The sequence below is a fragment of the Clostridium tarantellae genome, assembly GCF_009295725.1.
GTDB classification, from domain to species: Bacteria; Bacillota; Clostridia; order Clostridiales; family Clostridiaceae; genus Sarcina; species Sarcina tarantellae.
In genome coordinates this window covers 1-1,447 of the sequence record NZ_WHJC01000492.1, presented here as the reverse complement: position 1 = coordinate 1,447, position 1,447 = coordinate 1, and the positions used below count along the sequence as shown (strand labels likewise).

At 21.1% G+C, this 1,447-nt stretch carries 2 protein-coding genes; both read left to right on the top strand.

From position 1 onward, the window contains the following. The first annotated feature begins 263 nt into the window (after positions 1–263). A complete protein-coding gene (locus GBZ86_RS15870; protein ID WP_152892263.1) occupies positions 264–746 on the top strand; it encodes a hypothetical protein in 483 nt (160 codons plus the stop codon). Between the two features lie 5 nt (positions 747–751). Further along, a complete protein-coding gene (locus GBZ86_RS15865) occupies positions 752–1,219 on the top strand; it encodes a hypothetical protein (protein ID WP_152892261.1) in 468 nt (155 codons plus the stop codon). Positions 1,220–1,447: the final 228 nt, after the last annotated feature.

Below are 1,447 nucleotides of genomic sequence, written 5' to 3'. Positions count from 1 at the left end.
ATTCTAAGTGATACTTTTAACCCACAAAGTGGGTTTTTCTGACACACAGCGTGTGTTTTTTTGACCCACAAAGATGGGCAAAAAAGGATATTCTTGTAAAAAGAATATAGCACGTTATACTCTTTTAGCAAAGAGTACGTGCCAGGAGATCCTGGACCCTTTTGTTGATTTCGTTCCACTTCATCAATAAGAAATATAAAATATTTATATTTCTTATTTTGTGCTATAATTATACATATTTACAAATATTGGGAGGTGAATAAATGAATAAAAATAAAATTATTTCTTTAGGGTTATCTATTTCTTTATTTACTGGTGTTTTAACTACATTGCAAAATACCAATAAAATTAATGTTTATGCTAATGAAAACCATATAAATATTGATCTTGACTTAATAAATAATTATGAAATTGAAGAAGAAATTTCTATAGAAGAAGTCTTATTTAATATGAATGAAAATTTATTAGAAGAAACATTACCAAATAAAGAACGAATAAGTTATGCTGCATTATTAAAAATTGCTTCTAAAATACCTGCAATATTAAAAAAAGCTGATATAGTAGTAGATTTAAAAAAATTTACTAATAAATTTAATAGCTTAAGTTTAAAAAATAATAAAACAGGATGGTTTATTCAAAAAGATAGAGGAAATAATACTCATGGAGGCAGTGCATATAAATTATTTGATAAAAAAGGATTTAGAAAAGCAACTTTAGATAAAAATGGGAAAATATTAAGGGAGTAATTATAATGGATAAAATAGATAATATAGAAAAATTATTCGAAGAATTTATAGATAATTTATTTTCAGAAAACACAAAAAATATTAAAACTGTAGATATTTTTCCAAAGCAAATTAATAGCAATACTAAATATGCACAAATAGAAAAATATATTTTAAAATCAAATGAATATAATTTTTTAGATAAATATTATAGAGCTTTAATAAATTTATATGTATATGAAGATAATTTGTATTATCAAGAAGAAGAAAATTTAAAATATAAAATAAAAAAAGATAATAAAGATTTAAAAAAATATATAAATTTATTAAAAAAAGGATTTGATTTTAATAGTAATGGAGTTTTATTAATATTTAATGATTTAAAATTAGCACTTTCAATATCTCCATATCAATTGAATATAATGTTTTTTAATCAATTAAATAAAGATTTTATAGAATTAATTTTTAAATTTGAAGGTTTATTTATAATATAAAAAATAAAAAAAGAAACTTTAAAAGTTTCTTTTTTTATTTTACAGGCTGTCGACAAAGTCGACAGCCTTTCCATTTTCTTATAAAATAATATTGGGTGATAAATATGATGACTAAAAAAAATACTGATAATAGATTTAAAATTGAATTTAACAGTTTAGAAGCTCTTGTGCCTAAAAATCATTTAGTTAGACAAATTGATAGAGCAATAGATTTTAATTTTATATATG

Bases quoted from the DNA above. Each gene is read 5' to 3' on its own strand.
- GBZ86_RS15870 (WP_152892263.1), top strand. From the start codon at position 264: ATGAATAAAAATAAAATTATTTCTTTAGGGTTATCTATTTCTTTATTT.
- GBZ86_RS15865 (WP_152892261.1), top strand. From the start codon at position 752: ATGGATAAAATAGATAATATAGAAAAATTATTCGAAGAATTTATAGAT.